The organism is Hyphomonas sp. J20-32 (assembly GCF_055808555.1).
The window spans coordinates 952,763-970,738 of record NZ_CM147873.1; the positions used below are offsets into that span (position 1 = coordinate 952,763).

20 protein-coding genes are annotated in these 17,976 nt (G+C 57.9%); 13 read left to right on the plus strand and 7 right to left on the minus strand.

From position 1 onward, the window contains the following. Position 1: 1 nt before the first annotated feature. From AC0L7I_RS04690 to AC0L7I_RS04700, 3 genes are read left to right on the plus strand one after another with little or no spacing between them, the layout of a single operon-like run. Positions 2-325 carry a FliM/FliN family flagellar motor switch protein gene (locus AC0L7I_RS04690; RefSeq protein ID WP_473398385.1) on the plus strand — a complete coding sequence of 108 codons (324 nt, stop codon included), beginning with the start codon at positions 2-4 and terminating at the stop codon, positions 323-325. Beyond that, positions 312-1,088 (plus strand): flagellar type III secretion system pore protein FliP, encoded by a 777-nt coding sequence (locus AC0L7I_RS04695; protein ID WP_473398386.1) that lies wholly within the window; start codon positions 312-314, stop codon positions 1,086-1,088. Before AC0L7I_RS04690 ends, AC0L7I_RS04695 begins: the two co-directional genes overlap by 14 nt. Beyond that, entirely contained in the window at positions 1,085-2,209 is a 1,125-nt protein-coding gene (locus AC0L7I_RS04700) for a FliG C-terminal domain-containing protein (RefSeq protein ID WP_473398387.1), read from the plus strand. The genes AC0L7I_RS04695 and AC0L7I_RS04700 overlap by 4 nt, the downstream gene beginning before the upstream one ends. Before the next feature lie 37 nt (positions 2,210-2,246). On the opposite strand, the gene AC0L7I_RS04705 is transcribed toward AC0L7I_RS04700, so the two are convergent. From AC0L7I_RS04705 to AC0L7I_RS04725, 5 genes are all read right to left on the minus strand, one after another. Beyond that, positions 2,247-3,356: a flagellar basal body P-ring protein FlgI gene (locus tag AC0L7I_RS04705; protein ID WP_473398388.1), complete on the minus strand. Its 1,110-nt coding sequence runs from the start codon at positions 3,354-3,356 to the stop codon at positions 2,247-2,249. 4 nt (positions 3,357-3,360) lie between these two features. Beyond that, positions 3,361-4,341, minus strand: a complete 981-nt coding sequence (locus AC0L7I_RS04710; protein WP_473398389.1) for a flagellin — start codon at positions 4,339-4,341, stop codon at positions 3,361-3,363. 1 nt (position 4,342) lies between these two features. Then, positions 4,343-5,794, minus strand: coding sequence for a flagellar hook-associated protein FlgK (gene flgK / locus AC0L7I_RS04715; protein WP_473398390.1), 1,452 nt, complete (start codon positions 5,792-5,794; stop codon positions 4,343-4,345). 28 nt (positions 5,795-5,822) lie between these two features. After that, a complete protein-coding gene (locus AC0L7I_RS04720; protein WP_473398391.1) occupies positions 5,823-7,130 on the minus strand; it encodes a flagellar hook protein FlgE in 1,308 nt (435 codons plus the stop codon). Between the two features lie 80 nt (positions 7,131-7,210). Then, positions 7,211-8,041 carry a flagellar motor protein MotB gene (locus AC0L7I_RS04725; protein ID WP_473398392.1) on the minus strand — a complete coding sequence of 277 codons (831 nt, stop codon included), beginning with the start codon at positions 8,039-8,041 and terminating at the stop codon, positions 7,211-7,213. A 157-nt stretch (positions 8,042-8,198) separates the two neighbouring features. Between AC0L7I_RS04725 and AC0L7I_RS04730 the strand changes: the two genes are divergently transcribed. From AC0L7I_RS04730 to AC0L7I_RS04765, 8 genes are read left to right on the plus strand one after another with little or no spacing between them, the layout of a single operon-like run. Further along, positions 8,199-9,092: a FliM/FliN family flagellar motor C-terminal domain-containing protein gene (locus AC0L7I_RS04730; RefSeq protein WP_473398393.1), complete on the plus strand. Its 894-nt coding sequence runs from the start codon at positions 8,199-8,201 to the stop codon at positions 9,090-9,092. A gap of 48 nt (positions 9,093-9,140) precedes the next feature. Then, on the plus strand, positions 9,141-10,007 hold the full coding sequence (motA, locus tag AC0L7I_RS04735) for a flagellar motor stator protein MotA (RefSeq protein ID WP_473398394.1): 867 nt from the start codon (positions 9,141-9,143) through the stop codon (positions 10,005-10,007). Next, positions 10,004-11,764 carry a hypothetical protein gene (locus AC0L7I_RS04740; RefSeq protein WP_473398395.1) on the plus strand — a complete coding sequence of 587 codons (1,761 nt, stop codon included), beginning with the start codon at positions 10,004-10,006 and terminating at the stop codon, positions 11,762-11,764. Before motA ends, AC0L7I_RS04740 begins: the two co-directional genes overlap by 4 nt. Continuing rightward, the gene (locus AC0L7I_RS04745) at positions 11,764-12,477 is read left to right on the plus strand and encodes a flagellar hook-basal body complex protein (protein ID WP_473398396.1); all 714 of its coding nucleotides are present in this window, start codon (positions 11,764-11,766) and stop codon (positions 12,475-12,477) included. The genes AC0L7I_RS04740 and AC0L7I_RS04745 overlap by 1 nt, the downstream gene beginning before the upstream one ends. Positions 12,478-12,505: 28 nt before the next feature. Continuing rightward, entirely contained in the window at positions 12,506-13,291 is a 786-nt protein-coding gene (gene flgG / locus AC0L7I_RS04750) for a flagellar basal-body rod protein FlgG (protein ID WP_473398397.1), read from the plus strand. A gap of 5 nt (positions 13,292-13,296) precedes the next feature. Then, positions 13,297-13,704: a flagellar basal body P-ring formation chaperone FlgA gene (gene flgA / locus AC0L7I_RS04755; RefSeq protein WP_473398398.1), complete on the plus strand. Its 408-nt coding sequence runs from the start codon at positions 13,297-13,299 to the stop codon at positions 13,702-13,704. Further along, positions 13,686-14,402, plus strand: a complete 717-nt coding sequence (locus tag AC0L7I_RS04760; protein ID WP_473398399.1) for a flagellar basal body L-ring protein FlgH — start codon at positions 13,686-13,688, stop codon at positions 14,400-14,402. The genes flgA and AC0L7I_RS04760 overlap by 19 nt, the downstream gene beginning before the upstream one ends. Positions 14,403-14,411: 9 nt before the next feature. Next, entirely contained in the window at positions 14,412-15,005 is a 594-nt protein-coding gene (locus AC0L7I_RS04765) for a flagellar basal body-associated FliL family protein (protein ID WP_473398400.1), read from the plus strand. A 9-nt stretch (positions 15,006-15,014) separates the two neighbouring features. Here the strand turns inward: AC0L7I_RS04765 and AC0L7I_RS04770 are convergent, their stop codons facing one another. Continuing rightward, the gene (locus AC0L7I_RS04770) at positions 15,015-15,581 is read right to left on the minus strand and encodes a flagellar hook assembly protein FlgD (RefSeq protein WP_473398401.1); all 567 of its coding nucleotides are present in this window, start codon (positions 15,579-15,581) and stop codon (positions 15,015-15,017) included. Between the two features lie 11 nt (positions 15,582-15,592). Further along, the gene (locus AC0L7I_RS04775; RefSeq protein ID WP_473398402.1) at positions 15,593-17,077 is read right to left on the minus strand and encodes a flagellar hook-length control protein FliK; all 1,485 of its coding nucleotides are present in this window, start codon (positions 17,075-17,077) and stop codon (positions 15,593-15,595) included. A 116-nt stretch (positions 17,078-17,193) separates the two neighbouring features. Between AC0L7I_RS04775 and AC0L7I_RS04780 the strand changes: the two genes are divergently transcribed. Then, a complete protein-coding gene (locus tag AC0L7I_RS04780) occupies positions 17,194-17,517 on the plus strand; it encodes a hypothetical protein (RefSeq protein WP_473398403.1) in 324 nt (107 codons plus the stop codon). Next, a complete protein-coding gene (locus AC0L7I_RS04785) occupies positions 17,514-17,894 on the plus strand; it encodes a hypothetical protein (protein WP_473398404.1) in 381 nt (126 codons plus the stop codon). The genes AC0L7I_RS04780 and AC0L7I_RS04785 overlap by 4 nt, the downstream gene beginning before the upstream one ends. Positions 17,895-17,976 lie beyond the last annotated feature (82 nt).

The window sequence follows — 17,976 nt, forward strand, 5'->3', positions numbered from 1 at the left end:
AATGTCCAATCCCGAAGAGATCCCTCAGGCGCCAGCCGGTGTTGAACGCCGGGACGATTCAGATGCGAACAAGTATCGCCGGTCGATTTTCGACGTGCAAGTCATGTTGACCGTGTCGATCGGCCAGGCACGCCTGAGCGTCTCGGATATCCTGGAGCTGCGACCGGAATCCGTGGTGCCACTGACGTCGCGCATCGACGATCCGGTGGAACTGGCAATCGACAACAAGATCATCGCCCGAGGCGAGCTTGTCGAAACAGAGGACGGAACGCTCGGGGTGAAGATCACCGAACTGGAAGAGCAGGCCGGCGATGCCATTGGCTAGGATCGGCGGCGCAACCCGTTTTCTTGTATTCCTGTTTGCTGCGGCGGCATGCCTTGTGTCTGTCGCACACGCGCAAGGCGTACCTGTAGAACCTGTTCCAGGCCTGAATGATGTATTGAACGGCGCCAGTGGCGGTCTTAGCCGCTCGACCATTCAGCTATTCCTGCTCGTGTCGGTTTTGAGCCTGGTGCCGGCAATCGCCATGATGGTGACCTGCCTGCCATTCATGGTCATTGTCTTTTCGTTCATGCGTCAGGCTATCGGCGTGCCACAGGCCCCGCCGAACATGATGATCATGGCGCTGGCCATGTTCCTTACATTCTTCATCATGGAGCCTGTCTTCATGACGGCGTGGGACACCGGAATCTCCCCCTATATGGATGGTGTCCTGACCGAAGAGCAGGCATGGGTTCAGACGACCGACCCGTTCCGCGAATTCATGATGCGGCGTGTTGAACCGACAACGATCGATGTCCTGGGCGACGCTGTGAACCGCCCCGTGCCGGCTGGAGAAGCGCCATCCTTCTCGCTTTTGGCCACGGCCTTCATGTTGTCTGAAGTCAAACACGCCTTCCAGATCGGGTTTGTGATTTTTCTGCCCTTCATGGTGATTGACCTGGTCGTCGCTTCGGTTCTGATGGCAGTGGGCATGATGATGGTGCCGCCGACGGTTGTTTCATTGCCCTTTAAGCTTGGGTTTTTCATTTTGGCAGATGGTTGGCTGAAGATCACCGAAGCGGTGTTGAGAGGATATACGGGATGAGTGGGCAATCCAGACCAGACCTGGGCGCAAATTTGACGCCGCGCGGAACGGAGCCGGGGGGTAAAGCTGCCGTCAAATCGACGATTACGCCATCGCAGCGCGCGGCCGTGATCATCACCATGCTGGGTGAAAGCGCGGCCAAGCCCGTTGTCGAAAAGCTGGACAACGCCGCAATGGCGAAGATCGCGGAAGCGCTGCAAAACATGTCATTTGTCGGCCGCGACGAGATGATCATGATCGTTGTCGATTTCCTGTCGCATCTTCGCAGGACCAGCGGCGCATTGCGGGGCGGCAGGGAGAAGGCCCGTGAGGTGCTTTCAGGCGTGCTGGAATCTGACCGCCTGAGCTCGATCCTCGGGGATGAGCCCGTTGAAATTCCGATGATGATGGCGATGGCGACGAACGAATCCCCCTGGGAGCGGCTTGCAAAGAGCGACCCGAAAAAGGTTGCCGCCTATCTTGAAGGACTGACTCCGAACATAATCGCGCTGATCCTGCGCAAACTTGACGTCTCGATCGCTTCGGAAATTCTCAATCACATGGAAGGTGACAAGCTCGGGCCGGCAATGGGGTTCATGGTTGAAAGCCAGGCTGATGATCCCGGCATCGATCAGGTGCTCGCGCGGATGATCGAACTGGAATTCCTGAATGCGACGCAGGACGAGATTGGCGGAAGCAATGAGCATCTGGCAGATATCGGCGAACTGCTCAGCTTGATCCCGGCCCAGAAGCGCGACGAGCTGACCAAGTTCCTCGAAGGGAAGTATGAGGACAAGTACAAGCAAATCCAGCAGTCATTGTTCACGATTGAGGGGCTTCCTAACATGCTGCCGCCAACGGTGGTCCCGAATGTTTTCCGCGAACTGGATGAAGAGACGACGCTCAAGCTCGTTGCCAGCCTGAGGGGCAGCAATGATGCCGTGTCCGAATTCCTGCTCAAGAACATTTCGCCACGCCTGGCCGACAAGCTTCGCGACCAGATGTCTGAAATGGGCGACATGCCACAAACGCAGATCGACACGGTTCAGCGGGACTTCCTGGCCCTGCTGATGAAAATGAAACGCGCCGGCCAGATTCAGCTCGTCAACATCCAGACCGAGGACACGTCCGCAGCGGCCTGACGCCAGGCAGGATGCTGCCTTTTCCGAAGCAAAGCGATCAGCGGACGACCAGGTCTGCGTGAATCGCCCCTGCGGCTTTCATTGCCCGGATGATGTCGGCCATCTCCTGGGGCGACACGCCAAGGGCGTTCAGGCCCGCAATCAGTTGAGACAGCGATACATTCGGCTGCATCAGCGCGATATGGCCGCTGCCGGTCTGGCCGATGGTGATCTGTGACCGGGGCAGGGCAAGAGTTTCCCCCCCGGCGAAGGCGTTAGGCTGGGATGCGACAGGCGTTTCGACGATCTTGATCGAAATGTTGCCTTGTGCGATCGCCACTTTCGAAATCGTGACATCTTCTCCGAGCACGATCGTGCCCGATTTTTCGTCGATGACGATACGCGCTGGTGTGGCGACCGGGACCATCAGGTTTTCAATGCTGGCCAGCACGCGCGCAGGAGAATCCGATATCGTTTGCAGGTCCAGGTCCACGGTGCCGGAGTCTCGCATGGATGCGATCTTGGCGCCGACAGCATTGTTGATTGTATCCTCGATGCGAGCAGCCGTGGTGAAGTCCGGACTGCGAAGGGCCAGGGTCACCGATTCGCGCTTGTTGAATGCGTAATTGATTTCCCGCTCGATCCTTGCGCCGTTGGGTACGCCGCCCGTTGTCGGCGATCCGCGCGAAACGCTGGCGCCGGCGGCCTGAACGTCGATGCCACTGACAACAATGCTACCCTGAGCGACAGCATAGACCTCGTTGTCCGCGCCCTTCATTGGGGTAAGGATCAGCGTTCCACCCTTCAGGCTCTTTGCATCACCGATCGACGCGACGGTCACATCGATCGTCGACCCGTTACGCGCGAAGGATGGAAAGGTAGCTGTCACAAGAACGGCCGCGACGTTCTTCGGCTTGATGTCTTCGCCCTGCACGTTAACGCCAAGGCGCTCGAGCATGTAGGAGAGTGAGTCTTCGGTGAACGGGGAATTCTTGACCGAATTGCCCGTGCCGTTCAGGCCCACGACAATGCCATAGCCCACAAGGTCGTTCCCGCGCACGCCCTCCACATCCACGATGTCGCGAATGCGGGGCTGCGCCATGGCTGGCGCGGGGAGGGCGACAAGGACCGCTGCAAGAAGGGCTATGAGCCGTGTGGACCACTTCATGGCGTTACCTCAGGTAATTCAGCAAGCTGAGATTGGCCAACCGTGAGGTCAGCAGATAGGACGCATCGAGATTGCTTTCCAGTTCGCGCAGTTCCGATGCCGCTTCATATTGGTCGCGAGCGGTCATTTCATTGAACGCTGCGGTCAGAACAGTTTCCTCGACGCCCAGCGCTTCCTTTGATCGCTCCACTTTGGCCTGGATGACCCCAACGTCAGAACGTTTGTTGGTCAAGGCGGTCTGCCCGTCGCTCAGGCGGGTCGCCGCCAAGGCGACGATCTGGCTGTTTCCATCAAGGAGTGGAAGGAGTTCGTCGGGCCCGGACAAGGCCATGACGACCAGGCCCGAAACGATATTGATGAGACCGGGATCGGCGCCGGTGACCGCATCAGGATCGGACGAAGTTTCCGTGCCGCTGTATATGTTCTGGCGCCACCCGCCGGTGGGCGTATTGAAGTACGTGTCCAGTTGCGTGGCGAAGTCTGCAGCGTCGGTCGCGGTTGCCGCGATTAGTCGAATGTCTGCCAGCAGATCTTCGGGCGATGCGAGGGGCGGCGTGGCTGTTGCATTGCCAGCGAAAAGGAATCGCTCGCCGTAACGCGTGTTGAGAGCGGAAAAGGTTTCTTCCAGTGTTGCCTTGGAATCGCGCGCGGTTGCGTTGCGGGCAGCCTGGTCTTCGGAGCCCAATGCAGCCTGCATGCGGGCGGACAGGCCGCTTGTTCGCTCCTGAATAACGGTGAGGCTCGTTTGTGTCATTTCGAGGCGACTGCCGCGGAGGGTCAGCTGTGAGCGTTCCAGGGCCACGCCATCAAGTGCCTTCTTGCCAAGCATTGCCTGGTTGATACGGCCGGAAAGATGTTGCGTGAGGTCCTTGTACCGCCCTGTGACAGCTTCCTCGGTCGTGGTCGTAAGGCGTTCACGCAGCGCGATCGTTTCCTGCCTGAGGCTGGACGCCGTGAGGTTGGTGAAGGATGGAATGCGTAACATATCAGATCTCCATCAACCGGCTGATCATCTGGCTCGCGACTTCGATGACCCGGGCGTTGGCGGCATAGGCTTGCTCAACGAGCAGCATTTCCTGCATCTGGGCATCGATATCGACACCATTCTGGGAATGTTCGGCTTCCAGAAGCAAGGTGTGCTGAGACGATGTCGAGGACAGTACGCTCTCATTTTGAACACGCTTCTGTCCGGCGAGGGAAGCGAACTGGGCGATCATTTCCGTAGATGTGAAGACGCCCTGGATTCCGTTCGAATTGATCGGAGACACTGCCGTGAATGCCCCGAACAAATTGTTCAGAATGGTCGAATCACCTGCAAATCCGGGCGCGACCGCGCCAAGTCCGTCGCGCAGGCGCCAGGTCGCGCCGCCTTGTGCTGGGTCGACGACAGGATTGACCGCAATGCGGGCGGCCAGGCCGGGCGCTCCTGTGCCTGCCGCGTCGACAAACAGGCCTTGTTCGCCTGGCGTTTTCGTCGGATCGATCGCATCGTCCGACAGGCGTGTGATCAGGTCTCCGGCCAACGTATCCAATTGGTCGCTGAAGGCAGGCAGGTCCTGGTCTCTCAACGTGAAGAGCCCGCCAAACAGGCCGCTGGACACCGCGCCATAGGAGGATGAGCCGGGCGTGATATCTATGCCCTCAACGGTGAGGCCGGACAGCCCCCCGTTTGCGAGCGTTTGGTCAGGACCAAATGCGTTCGAGGTGTTGAATTCGATTTGCCGGGCTGTTGTTCCCGACAATAGGTACACGCCTTCGGGCGTGACGATATCAACCGTCCCGTAATCCCGGGGCACCGCCTGGACTGGCAGGTATTGGGAGATTGTGTCGAGGACACGGTTGCGTTCGTCGATCAAACCGGCCGCTTCGTTCGATGTCCGGTTGCTCTTGGCGATACTGCCATTCAGCTTTTCGATAGTCTTCAGTGCGGCATTGACCGTGTCGACGCCGCGCGCGATCTCCCGATCCGCTTCCGTCCGCAGGGCAATCGTCATATTGGACAGGTCGTGAAACTCCTGTGCAATTGACTTGGCTGAATTTACGACCACTGACGCGTCCGCACCCGATTCCGGGGACAATGCGAGATTTGAAAGCGCTGATTCGAACTCCGAGAAAGCCTTGAACAGGCCGTCTCCATTTTCGGTATCGCCGACCTGCACGGAAATTGTCTTCCAGGTCGATGTGAGCAAATCGGCCTGCGCCAGATCGCTGGACAGGCCGCGCCGCTCTACCGTCAACGCTTCGTTCTGGTTCCGGACAATGCCGTCGGACCGTACGCCAGCGGAGCCGCCTGCGACGATGTTCTCGGACAGCACCAGCGAACGGCGCACGTATCCCGCCGTTGACGCGTTCGCGACATTGGTCGCAACCGTGTCGGCCCTCAGACTGCTCGCCTGAAGGCCGGTGCGGGCGACGTTTATGGCATTGGACAGGGACACTTAGCCGGGCGCCTTTCGATACTGGATATCAACGCTTGAGGTTAGTGGTTTCCTGCAGCATTTCGTCGACCGTCTGGACGATTTTCGCGTTGGACGAATATGCCCGCTGCGTTTCAATCAGGTCCGTGAGTTCGGCCGCGATGTCGGTTGTGGATTCCATGAGAGAGAACCCGGAAATGCTGCCAACGGGGCCGGAGCCAGCGTCCCAAAGGTACAGGCTGCCGCTCGAAGCGGAGACCGAGAAGGCTTGTGAATCAAGGGCGTTGAGGCCGTTCATGTTGGGCACATCGCCGACAGGGATCTGGTAGAGTGTCCGGCGCAGGCCTGTATCGTAGACGGCCTGGAGGTACCCGTTGCCATCGATTTCAACCGAGCTGAGGTCGCCGATCGGCGCACCGTCTTTGGAGACGGCGGTTGGCGAGAACGGCGCAGCCAGCTGGGTTACACCCGCGCTGTCATTCGGCTTGCCGATATATACCTCAACCGGTCCATGCGGCAGGGTCAGTGACACTTTGCCCGTCGCGGCATTGTAGGTCGCGCCATTGCTGGCGGCGGCAGTCGCTATGCGACCGCCGGAGGTCGTGGTGTCACTGAAGGTAATGTCGACAGTACCAATCGAAACGGTTGGCGTAGCGCCTGCGCTATCGAAAATATCGACGACCCACTCGTTACTTGCGCCGAGCGCCGGGACGGTCGGCGAGAATTGGAATGTCAGCGAGTTCGCGCGGCCGAGATTGTCGAAATATTCAACCGGGAGATTGTAGTCGCCCGTTGTCGCGCCGGCGATGGTCGCATCCGCAGGAAGGTTGATACCAAGATCGATGCCGGTGGTCGCCGTTGCGGTGAACTGGGATGTTGCGATGTTGACAGGCGTCAGGTGGACACCACTGTTGCGGCTGACGTTTCCGATGTCGCCGGAGGCGTCTGCGGGCCAACCCAGCAGGAACAGGCCACTTTGTGTGCGCAGGTTGCCGTTTTGGTCGGCATAGAATGAGCCAGTTGGCAGAAGCTGGAGATCGCGATCTGACGGTGTCAGTTCCAGGCCGCTTTCATTCGTCACCGGGAACAGTCCACGACCGCCAACGGCAATATCCGTTGCGCTACCGGTCGAGATCAATGAACCGGTGGCTGCAATGTCCTTGAATGTGTTCACGCGAACGCCGCCAGCAGAATATGCTGACGAGCGTTGCTGGAGAACCATGCTGGAAAAATCGACCTGGCTACGCTTGTAGCCCGATGTAGACGCGTTCGCGATATTGTCAGAAATCGTTGCGAGGCGGGCGGAGTTGACATTCAACCCCATCACTCCCGCATTCAAGGCCGATGAGATACTCATTTTGGTTGCTCCTGCAAAGTAGTGCGCCCAAAACTAGGATCAGATAGTTAATGAGCGGATAACTCTTTGCCCAAGCAGGATTAACGAGTTAGTATTGTAATTGATATCCGGCGGTTTTGGGCTGCGGACGGACTGTCTTCAACCAGAGGATCGGTGTCAGCCTTCCCGGAAACCTCGAGAATGCGGTTCGGGTCGAGGTTCGAGTCCAAGAGCAATTTGCGCGCGGCATTTGCTCTGTCGGAAGACAGGTTCCAGTTGTCATAGGTCGCACCGTTCCGGTAGCTCAAGCTGTCGGTATGTCCAACAATCTTGATGTTGTTTTCGAACGTGGCGAAGGAATTGGCGACAAGGTCGAGCATGTCGCTCAACAGCGTGGACGGCACGCTTTGCCCGACAGGGAACAGCGGTGCGTCTTCAGAATCGGTAATCTCCAGGACGATGCCTTCCGGGGACATCTTGATAAGCATGTGCTCCGACAGGCGGCTGCCCTCCTCGGTCAACGATTGTTTCAACGTCTCCAACTCCTTGGAGATGGCGCTCTCATTTTCGGCGTTCTGGGCTTTCGTCGCTTCCTTCCCTTCGAACGCGGCGGCGCTGGGGTGCAACGCTGCGCCAGTGCCCATCTTGGCAAAGGTCTCTTCGCTCATGATGGACGAGCCGTTCAGGCTTTCCGAGCCGCCGCCCGAATTCCTGGAAATCGGAATCGTGGGGCTGAAATAGTCCGCCAGGCCCTTGCGCTGCTCTTCGGTCGTCGCGTTCAACAGCCACATGAGCAGGAAGAAGGCCATCATGGCTGTCACGAAGTCAGCGTACGCGACTTTCCAGGCACCGCCATGGTGTCCATCACCCTTAACGACACGTCGCCGCTTGATGATGATGGGTTGTACGACTGCAGCTTGTTGGATTTCCATAGGGCCCACCAGATTATTTGATGAGCCATGCCTACCAAAAAGCCATGAAGGATCATTGCTTATCCAAAGCTTAAGTTTAGGCCGTTGTGTTAATGCTTTTTCAATGGATCGGACACCAATTGGAAGGGATTAACAATACTTCAACGATAGGTGATTCGTGTCTGCGGTCCTGCGAAAAAAGATTGATTCCGGGGCCGGTGTGCCCCCGTCGATCCTGCAGATGCAGGGGTTTTGGGCGCAATTGCTGTCCAAGACGTCAGACTGGGCAATGGACACGTTCGACCTTGAAACCCAGCCGAGTTTGACCAGTCGCCGGGTTGTCGGCGGACGGGCTGCTGCCGAGATGGCTGAAAATCCGTTTACCTTGTTTTTTGCCTCAGATGTGTCGCCGGGACTATGCGCCATTGCCTTCGATGCTCCATGCGCGATCCGGTGTGCTGCTAAGCGTCTGCGTCAGGATCCGTCAAGTTTCGAAGAAGCCTCGCCGCTGTTTCTCAAGCTGCTGAGTGAGCAGCCGACGGTGGCGCTTTGGCAGAAATTGGCGAACGGCATGACCGAACACGACGTGTATGCCCGCGAAGATCCGCAGTCCGACGCCGGAGCAACTGCCGGTGGGCTCGCAGCGACATGCCGATACCTGGAGGTCGGGGTGACTCTCACGCTCGATGGGCAGGAATCGTTGCTCAAATGCCTGTTTGAGGTCGACTATCTGCTTACATATGCGCGAAACGATGTGCGTCAGGCTGCTGATCGCAAGGCCCACGCCTGCTCGCAGAGCCCCAAATCCCTTAGCGACAGCGTAAGGGCGTCAACCATTTCGCTCGATGCAGTTCTGGACAGGATGACACTGACGATTGGCGACTGTTCGCGGCTGGAAGTCGGCGATGTTCTGCCGTTGGTCAACGCAGATGCAGGTCGTTTGTCGCTCAGCACAGAAACCGTGCACGGAAGTGTGGATATTGGAACCGGGGAACTCGGAGTTTGGGAACGGCAGCGTGCGGTAAAGCTACATGCGCCGGTATCCGAGAGTTTCGTCAAGGCATTAAGATAGGCATTGAGGTCGCCGCCAATCGCGGGTGGGGATCAAGGGAGTTTTTTAGTGAACGCAATTTTGGGCCTGATCGTCACGTTGGCCATGGTCTTCGGCGGGTACATACTTGCCGGGGGCAAGATGGGTATTATTACCCATTCCCTGCCATTCGAAATGATGATGATCGGTGGCGCCGCAGTGGGCGCATTCCTTGTTGGCAATGACATGAACACGATCAAGCACACTGGCGGCGACGTGGTGGCGGTCTTCAAAGGCGTCAAGTGGAAGAAGTCGGATTACCAGGACCTGCTGTGCCTGATGCACGAATTGCTCAACCTGATGAAGCAGAATCCGGTTGAGCTGGAAGGGCATATCGAATCTCCCGAGGAGTCGAGCATCTTCTCCAGGTATCCAAAAATTCTCAAGGACCACTACGCGATTGAGCTTATCTGCGACACCCTCCGTTCAATGATCATGAATTTCGACAACGTGCACCAGGTTGAGGAGCTCTTGCAGAAACAGATTGAGCAGCTCGCTGAGAACAACCTTCACGGATCGCACGCCCTTCAAAACATGGCAGATGCGCTTCCGGCGCTAGGGATTGTTGCTGCCGTTCTGGGGGTTATCAAAACGATGGCGTCAATTGACAAGCCGCCGGAAATTCTTGGTGGCATGATCGGCGGCGCGCTTGTTGGTACTTTCCTCGGCGTGTTTCTCGCGTACGGGGTCGTCGGGCCATTTGCCACCAAGGTGAAGGGGGTTCGCACCGAAGAACATGCCTTCTACACAATGATCGGCGAGATCCTTGTCTCCAACCTGCACCTCAATCCGGTCAGTATTTGTGTGGAAGTCGCGCGGCGTCATGCGCCAGCTCGGGTTCGGCCGTCGTTCGATGAAGTTGAGCAGGCGTTACGTGAGGCGAAAAAGGCGGCATGAAACACTACCTCTGGATCCTCTTTCTCAGCGTCTGCCTGGTTCCCCAGGCGATGGCGGTTGAGCCGGATTCAGCAGGAGCGGAGAAATCGGCACGCAAATCGGACCTCTCGTCCGATCTCGATTCTTTCGTACGTGGTGCCATCAGCGAGGGCTTGTTGACGCCAGCGGGCGACAAGCAAGCGGAACCTGCCGGGCCGTCCAAATCCGAACATCACGTGACGGCGCCGAAGGAGAACACAGTACCGGATCAGGCGCCCGTTGCCGAGGAGCGCTACAGTGCCTGCGACGGCCCCTACGCGCTCGACTTGACGAGCTTGCAGGAGATCGGACGCTACCAGGAACTGTATTCGATTCGGGAGAAAGTGGGCGCCTCAACGAATGGTGTGGTCTTGCCTCTCGCGCTCAGTGAAATGGCCAAGGCGTATATCGCTCTCGGCCTGTACCCCGAAGCGATCATGAGTCTCAAGCGAACGCCGGGCGCGGAGTTTACACCCTACCGGAAACTGGCAATGCTCATGGAAAACCGGACCAAGCCCGATGTAGGCTTCTTCCGGGAGATGGCCTCCTGCCAGAAGGATGCAGGGCTTTGGCTGGCCCTTGCCCAACTCGTCGCCGGACAAAGCGAGGGAATTCAGAGTCTGGAGGATGGTCTCACGGGATTCCGCTTGCTTCCTCTCCAGTTGCGGATCGACTACGCCGCTCTCAGCATTCCCGAACTCGAGCGTCTCGGCGAGAAGGCGCTGACGCGAAAGCTGATCGCGGACTTTAGCGACGAGCAGGTGGCAAACTCTTCGGAACTGCAGTTTGTGAGTGCCCTGGTCAATCTGGATAGCGGGGATTCTGCTGCAGAGCGGACAGTTGTCGCTTTCCTCAGTCACCCCCAGTTTCAGGAACCGGCTTTGGCAGCCATGTTGCGCCGAAAAAGACCGATGGATCCTGCATACGAAGAAATCCTGCTTGGCGACCTGATGCAAAAATTCGGGCAGGACAACACCAACGACAAACACCTCGCGGCCAGCCTTCAGTTTGCGCTTGAGGAATTGAGCGCCCGGTCCCGCTACGAGCCAATTATGAAGCTTGCGGAAATGCCGGCACTCCAAAATCCGGAAGCCCAGGCAGAGGTGAGGCGTCAACTCGTATCGAGCCTCGATCGCGACCTGGACGGAGATGACCCTCTGCGCAATCTTGCGGCGATCAGCGCTTTGGCGGGCGGCGCCGAGTTGCTCGAAAACGAACCGAGCAGGGACCGCCTGTTCAACAAGGCAACAGAACGCGCCATCCATTTTGGATTTGGGGCGATGGCCGGTGACCTGTCGACCAAATCGATATCGAATGAAGACATGACGCCGCAGGTGGCGAGCCTCGCGTTTCGGCGCCAGGACTACCCGGCGGTCTATGCGCTTGCCGACGCGCATCCTCGAAATGAGCGGATTAACCTGCTTGCAGCAAAAAGTGCGATCAAGGAGCAAAAAGTAGACCTGCTCAACAAGATCGAGAAACGTTTGCCGCTCGAGCCTGCGACAATTCTGGCGCTGATCGAACAGGATGCCGTGTCGGGTCACTGGATCGTGTCAGACAGGATTTACGACGCCGCCAGCCAACTGACAGGCGACGAGCACGAGCTACGTGTCGGGCGCGTGGTTAGCTTGAAACAAGTGGCCCGGGGCGAAGGTCCGCCAATGGAGGCGATGCCGATCTCCCGTGTGGTCGACTTGCTCAATTCCACACCTGCGTCATCCTCAGGAGGAAGCAACTGATGTCCAATGCGATTTACGCCACCCTCGCGCGCCAGCATGGCCTCATGCAGGAAATGCAGGTTGTTTCCAACAATCTCGCGAACTCGAGCACCACCGGTTACAAGTCCGACCGGGCGATATTCGCGGAATTTCTCGTGAATTCCGGGCCAGGAGAGCTGTCGCTTTCGATGGGCGCGCTTGCCGGACATGCCTTCGAAATGGAACAGGGCGGCTTGAAAACCACAGGCGGCCAGTTTGATCTTGCGGTCCAGGGCGACGGCTTCTTCACGGTTGAAACGCCGCAGGGACCGCGCCTGACCCGGGCGGGCCATTTCCAGCTTTCGGCGGACGGCACGCTGATTGACATGATTGGAAACAACGTGCTCGGAGCCGGAGGAGGCCCGATCGTCATTCCCCCGGAAGTGAGCCAGATTTCGATCTCGGGCGATGGCACGATTTCGGCCAATGGAGAACAGCTTGAGCAGATCGGCATCGTGACCGCAGACGGTGCTCTCATGCGCGATTCGAACACCTATTTTTCGGCGCCGGATGGTTTCAGGAATGCCACAGACTTCAACGTGGTTCAGGGCGCATTGGAGCAATCCAACGTGTCACCGGTCCTTGAAGTCGCCCGGATGATTGAAGTGCAGCGCGCCTATGAAGCCGGACAAACGCTCCTCGAGCGAGAAGACCAGCGTGTAGGACAACTCATATCCACCGTTCGCGAACGATAATCGCGAAAACTGAACGAAGGAGACGAACATGAAATCACTACAGATCGCCGCGACAGGAATGGCCGCGCAGCAGCTGCGTGTCGACGTCATCTCAAACAACATCGCCAACATGAGTACGGCAGCTTATCGGCCGCGCGTCGCTGAATTCTCCGACCTGATGTACCAGCAATACCTGACCCCGGGCACGATCACGTCCCAGGTAGGAACGGTTGTGCCAGCGGGTATCCAGATCGGTACGGGTGTCAGGCCGTCAACCGTTTCCATGGAGATCACGCAAGGCTCCATGCGCGAGACAGGATCAGAGCTTGATATTGGTATCGATGGTGCAGGGTTCCTGGAAGTCATCCTGCCATCTGGAGAGTCGGCTTACACGCGTGACGGCAAGCTCAATCGGAGCCCGGAAGGGGAGATGGTCACCATGGACGGCTATCCTCTGGCCGACGGCATCACGATCCCCAATGATGCGCAGAGCATTTCGATCAGCCGCGATGGCGAAGTCGTCGCCTATTTTGACAACCAGCCTGCAGGCCAGGCTATCGGTGCAATTCAGCTTGTGCGGTTTGTCAATGAAAAGGGCCTGGAAGCTGTTGGCGACAATATGTTCCGGGAAACCGCTGCATCCGGAACCCCCACGCAAGTGGTTGCGGGAACCGAAGGGGCTGGCTTTCTCAGGCAGGGGTATCTCGAAGAATCCGGCGTCGATGTGGTCAAGGAAATTTCAGACCTTATCGAGGCGCAACGCGGTTATGAGCTGAACTCGAAAGTGATCACTGCTTCCGATGAAATGCTCGCTGCCACAACACGGCTGAGGTAGCAGACATGATCATGCTGGTCGCACTTGGACTTGGTGCCATCGCGGTAGTCACCGACGCGTCGTCGCTTGTCGCCGCAGAAGTCATTCGCGCTGGCGATCGGGTCTCGGCAGCCAATGCCGTGACTGATGCCGGATCGGCGGCTGGCGCCGGTGAACCGCTCGTGGGGCGCGAAGTGCGCCGCACGATCTATGCCGGTCAGACGATAACCGCCGACAATACGCGCCCACCCATGCTGGTGAAGCGCAACCAGGTTGTCACGCTGAAGTATATCAATGGAGCGCTTGAAATCACCACGACAGGCCGGGCGATGGGCGAGGCGGGTCTCAGCGAAACGGTGAGTGTGCTCAATCCGGACTCGCGGCAATTGGTGCAAGGGATCGTTCAGGAAGGTGGATGGGTGTTGGCACAATGAAAATCTTATTCTCAACGACAATTCTCGCGACGGCCCTGACGGCCTGTGCAAGCGGATCACATTCCGGGCCTGCAGTTGAACACGCTGTCTATTCGGAGTGGGCAACACCCGTTGCCGAACTGGATACAGACCGTGATCCGAATCCATCCCTGTGGGCGACCTCGCCTAATGCGCTGCTCAGCATGCGGCGGGCCAAGGAAGTCGGGGACCTGCTGACTGTCGTCGTGGAAATGAACGACCAGGCCAGCCTGAAGAGTTCGCTCTCCCGGGACCGATCTACCGCCGAGGACTTCAGTGTGGATGCCCTGTTCGGCCTGCCGAGCGTCATCAACAACGCCTTGCCCGGATCAGCGAACGTTTCTCCTGCGGTCGACTTCAATCGAAACTCCAGCCTCAGCGGGAGCGGAGCAATCAACCGTGCCGAAAAGATCGCGTTCACGCTTGCGGCACGTGTTGTCGGTCTGGAGCCGAATGGCAACCTCGTCATCCAGGGCTACCAGCAAACACGAGTTGGTAAAGAGGTTCGTTATTTGAGTGTCGCTGGCGTCATTCGCGCGCAGGACATCACCAGAACGAACACGGTTTCATATGAGAAAATCGCCGATGCGCGCCTTTCTTATGTCAACGAGGGCGACACGACAGGAGCGAACGGGCGCAAGATGGTTCCCCGGCTTCTCGACAAAGTCCTGCCTTTCTAGGATATCCTCATGAAGAACATCATTGCTGCCGTGGTTGTCGTCGTTTGTATCGTTATTGGCGGTATTGGTGGAAGCTTTCTCAAAAGCAGCTCCGGCGCATCGTCTGGCAAGGACGGCCATGCGAAGGAAAAATCTCATGAGGCCAAGAAGGAAAAAGGCGGGCACGGATCCGACGAGGCATCCAAGGACAGCCATGGCAAGAAAGACAGTCACGGCAAAAAAGACAGCCACGCCAAGAAGGATTCGCATGGCGGCGACTCTTATGGCGCGTCATCGTCGGGTGTCGAATACTTCAAGTTCAGCCGCGAATTCGTTGTTCCCATCATGCAGGACAACAAGGTTACAAGCCTGGTAATCCTGAATATCAATCTCGAAATCGATGCCGGTGGGTCGAACAAGCTGTTTTCCATGGAACCCAAGATTCGCGACAATGTCATGACAACGCTGATCGAACTCAGCAATGACGGCAACACGCTCGATTCCATCGCGACGCTAGAGAATTACGAATCGATCCGGGCGACCGTGCTTTTGAACCTTCAGAGGATCTTGCCGGATGGCATCCGGAACGTGCTGATTGTGGATATGGCCAAGCAAAATCTCTAGGGTGGCCGATCAGCTGGTTATGAACTGCGGTGCAATCGTTCCGTAATATTCGTTGTTACGATAGATTTCGACACCGAATTGATACTGGCCCTCAGGGGAAATTTCGCCAGTGTCCTGATTGCGTCCGTCCCAGCTATATTCTTCAGCATCCGGATCGAGCGCCTCGGTCCACACGACTTCGCCAGCGTCATTCTTGATGGCAAGAACGGCCTGGTCAGCTTCTTCAGGAATGCCGACGGTAAAGTCTACCGCTTCGCTGGAGAATGGGACCCATGACGTCTCAACTGAAACTGTTTGCCCGATCCATTGGCTTGCGGCGATGGCATAGAGGTCACTCATCTTGGCAGCGATAGTGTCGAGGCTGCTATTGGATTTGACGCTTTGTTCAAGCGAGGAGAAGGTCGCCAATTGCTCGACGAACTGTGTCGAATCGAGAGGGGCCAGCGGATCCTGGTTGCGCAGCTGGGCTGTCAGCAGTTTGAGGAAGCTGTTGAACTCTGCGCCGATAGCGGGCTGCTCGGTTGGTGCGGTCGCAACGTTGGCTGGGGTGCTTCCGGCGGGTGAAATGCTGGTCATGGATGTTACCCTTATAACTTGATATTGAGACCGCCGCCTGTCGCGGCGCGGGTTCGGGAATTCTGTGCAGCGACCATGGCGGTTGCGGCCAGATCTTTATCAGAAGCGGCGTCACCGTCGATCCGGGCGGCATTTGCGGCCTGTTTGCCCGGATCCTGCTGGGCCTGTTGGTGCTGTTGAAACGACATGTTCTGACTCGACAAGCCTTGCCGCTCGAGCGCGTTGACCAGTTCAAAGTGCATTGCGCGCAGCTGGCGAAGCGCTTCCGGCGTTTCGCCGGTAACGGTCACGTGCTGAAGCCCGTTTGCATCGAACTTGAAGTCGATCGATATGCGGCCGAGCTCTGGCGGGTCGAGCTGGATCATGATCCTGTCCTTCCGGTCCTCCGGAGCGGCGATCGAATCAGAAATTATCTCGACGACTTGCGCGGGTGAGGCGGAAATCAGGCTGTGGGTCGCGGTCATCGCGCCAAGAACGGGAGAGGCTGGCGCCTGTGTGTTTGGCGCCTGCGCCAGTCCCGGTTGTGTCGAAATTGCCATGTCCTGTGGCGTAACAGCCTTCGCGCTTGTGGCAGGCTCTGTGGCCGCGCCTGGCGTTGGCGCCCGCGCGGCCGACGTCAGCTGATCAGTATCGCCCGTCTGGATATCGCCGTGGGCCGATTTCCTGGCTGGCTTGTCGCCCTTGGGGGAAACCGCTTCGCCGACCAGCGTAGACGCCTTGGATGTGGAAGGCGTGGATGTAACCGCACCTGATTTGTCCGAAGTCCTGGACGTCGGCTCGGCACTTGCTGCCGCAGGGGCGACCGCGCTTGCGAGCGCCGCTTGAGACGCGGGATCGGCGGTTCTTGGTTGTCCGGCAATATCGGCCTCTGGGGGCCTATCTGTGCCCGCATCCGGCGGTGGCGCCGCCTTGGCCGGAGCTGGTGCCGGCTCCGAAGCGGCTGGTGTCACGGCGTTGGCACGACTATCTGAACCTGACCCGTCTAGGGTAGCGAGGTCTTCCGGTGGCCTGTCCGGTCGGTCAGCCAGTTGCTCAAGGCGCGCTTCAGGTATCTCGGTCGTTTCAGGCGCGGCTTGTTCAAGCGTTAGCTCGGGCAATTCGGTGGCATCGGTCGCCGCTTGTCGGGGGGCGCCTTCAGGCGCGTCGACTGTATCTGTGGCCAGCGGGACAGCCGGAGTTTCGGGCACGTCGACGGTTGGCACGGCCTGGCTGTCTGAGGCCAGTAGTGCGGCGTTGTCTATAGTTGCCAGCGTATCGCCTGGAGGAGAGTCGCCGGCCGGCTGGGAGTTGATCAGGATGGCCGCTGCAGAAACCTGTCCGGCATCCGGCCGGCTGAGCAAGTCGGGTTCATCGCTGTCGCCCTGGTCTGTCTCCAGCCCTGAAAGGCTTTTCGCAAAATCAGCGCCCTTGCCACTCGGGCTCGGTTGCTTGTTGTCGGATTCAGGCGATTGGCGTGCCGGCCGGCTTGAAAAAATCGTTTCGAGGGTGAATGCCATTTTTTACCCGTTGGGTTAAGCGTTAACCGAATAAAAACCACGCCGCGTAAAAAGTGCGTTAATAATCGAAGCGATTTCGTTCACTTTTTCAGTTTTGTTTGACCGCGGAGTGTTGAATGACAGGACCAGCGTCTTTTCCCTCTATTGGCGCGCCGGCATTGGCGCCCGAGCATCGCCCTGACATCCGGAATCTCGGACGCGATGAAATATCTGATATCGGGCAAAGGTTCGAGCAGATGCTCTGGGCTGAGATGCTCAGCCATGCCGGGCTGGACAAGGCATTTGAGCAGGGCGGAGGAGAGGCGGCTTCCGCATTTTCCCGGTATGTGGTTGAGGCCGTCGCGAAAGATATTGCTGCGACACATCCGCTAGGCCTGGCTGAAGCCGTTGAACGAAACATCACCCTAGTTCCTCAGCCACGCATGGACAAAACAACGTGAATGACAATGATTTCAGCGTTCAGACCACCCGTCTGAAGGAGATACTGCTCAGCGAGAAAGAGTTGCTGTTGACCGGACGCGCGCGGGAAGTGGCTTCGCTTGTCGAAGAGAAGATGGGGGCCATGCAGGACCTCGAGACCTATCTCGCAAGCCGGGAGCCTGCCTCGCTCACGAGCGAGCATCGTGCGCACATAGAAACGATTGTACGCTTGTCGAAGGAGAACTCCGTTCACTTCGAAGCCGTCCGAAACGGGCTACGCCATGCGATCGAAAGACTCGAGACGATGCATGGCAGTGTATATGTCGGATCCTACACCCAGGACGGCAGTAAAATTCCTTTCACAGAGGTTACGGGTCAGTTCCGCAGAAAAGCCTGACCAATTAACTTAATCTACACAATGGACACCTAAGGATCACCTTAACAACCAAGATTGGTTGGCGGTTTTACCGCTGTCAGGA

Coding starts and splice junctions, on each gene's coding strand:
- AC0L7I_RS04720 (WP_473398391.1), bottom strand. CDS start 7,130: ATGAGTATCTCATCGGCCTTGAATGCGGGAGTGATGGGGTTGAATGTC.
- AC0L7I_RS04710 (WP_473398389.1), bottom strand. CDS start 4,341: ATGTTACGCATTCCATCCTTCACCAACCTCACGGCGTCCAGCCTCAGG.
- AC0L7I_RS04780 (WP_473398403.1), top strand. CDS start 17,194: ATGACAGGACCAGCGTCTTTTCCCTCTATTGGCGCGCCGGCATTGGCG.
- AC0L7I_RS04725 (WP_473398392.1), bottom strand. CDS start 8,041: ATGGAAATCCAACAAGCTGCAGTCGTACAACCCATCATCATCAAGCGG.
- AC0L7I_RS04705 (WP_473398388.1), bottom strand. CDS start 3,356: ATGAAGTGGTCCACACGGCTCATAGCCCTTCTTGCAGCGGTCCTTGTC.
- AC0L7I_RS04745 (WP_473398396.1), top strand. CDS start 11,764: ATGTCCAATGCGATTTACGCCACCCTCGCGCGCCAGCATGGCCTCATG.
- flgG (WP_473398397.1), top strand. CDS start 12,506: ATGAAATCACTACAGATCGCCGCGACAGGAATGGCCGCGCAGCAGCTG.
- AC0L7I_RS04765 (WP_473398400.1), top strand. CDS start 14,412: ATGAAGAACATCATTGCTGCCGTGGTTGTCGTCGTTTGTATCGTTATT.
- AC0L7I_RS04770 (WP_473398401.1), bottom strand. CDS start 15,581: ATGACCAGCATTTCACCCGCCGGAAGCACCCCAGCCAACGTTGCGACC.
- AC0L7I_RS04775 (WP_473398402.1), bottom strand. CDS start 17,077: ATGGCATTCACCCTCGAAACGATTTTTTCAAGCCGGCCGGCACGCCAA.
- AC0L7I_RS04690 (WP_473398385.1), top strand. CDS start 2: ATGTCCAATCCCGAAGAGATCCCTCAGGCGCCAGCCGGTGTTGAACGC.
- AC0L7I_RS04760 (WP_473398399.1), top strand. CDS start 13,686: ATGGGTGTTGGCACAATGAAAATCTTATTCTCAACGACAATTCTCGCG.
- AC0L7I_RS04700 (WP_473398387.1), top strand. CDS start 1,085: ATGAGTGGGCAATCCAGACCAGACCTGGGCGCAAATTTGACGCCGCGC.
- flgA (WP_473398398.1), top strand. CDS start 13,297: ATGATCATGCTGGTCGCACTTGGACTTGGTGCCATCGCGGTAGTCACC.
- AC0L7I_RS04740 (WP_473398395.1), top strand. CDS start 10,004: ATGAAACACTACCTCTGGATCCTCTTTCTCAGCGTCTGCCTGGTTCCC.
- AC0L7I_RS04695 (WP_473398386.1), top strand. CDS start 312: ATGCCATTGGCTAGGATCGGCGGCGCAACCCGTTTTCTTGTATTCCTG.